Source organism: Kitasatospora nipponensis (genome assembly GCF_039528135.1).
In the GTDB taxonomy this organism is placed as follows: domain Bacteria; phylum Actinomycetota; class Actinomycetes; order Streptomycetales; family Streptomycetaceae; genus Kitasatospora; species Kitasatospora nipponensis.
On sequence record NZ_BAAALF010001108.1, the window covers coordinates 1 to 531 of the forward strand.

Below are 531 nucleotides of genomic sequence, written 5' to 3' on the forward strand. Positions count from 1 at the left end.
AGCCGGTCGCGATCGCCGGAGTGGTCTCCTTCAACCCGCTGGGCGACGGACCGGAACACGCCGGCGAGACCCAGCTGGCCTACGACGGTGACCTCGCCACCAGCTGGCAGACCTCGGGGTACAACCAGGACCTGGGTGGCGCCTACAAAGCCGGTACCGGACTCCTCGTCGACCTCGGGTCGGTCCAGCAGGTCGGCTCGGTCCAGGTCCAGTTCGCCGGCACCACCAAGGTGGAGCTCCGGGCCGCACCGGCGGGCAGCACTCCCGAGACCAGCAAGGCGGGCCTGGAGAGCCTCGGTACAGCGGTGGCCACCCAGACCGGCAGCACGGTCGAGCTGAAGCCGGGCAGCGCACTCAGCACCCGTTACCTCTTGCTCTGGCTGACCGGTCTCCCCAAGGATGGCTCCGACAATCAGTACCGCGGCAAGATCGCCGAGGTGAAGGTCACCAGCTGACGGAGAGGGGGCGACCATGACGGAGCAGATCCCGGACGCCACCCTTCTGGCCCGGCACACCGCCGGGGACCCGGGC

1 pseudogene is annotated in these 531 nt (G+C 69.7%); it reads left to right on the forward strand.

Features of this window, described 5'->3' with window-relative positions:
- Window positions 1-455 (forward strand): annotated as a pseudogene (locus ABD323_RS45115) (serine/threonine protein kinase); the annotation flags it as partial.
- Window positions 456-531: the final 76 nt, after the last annotated feature.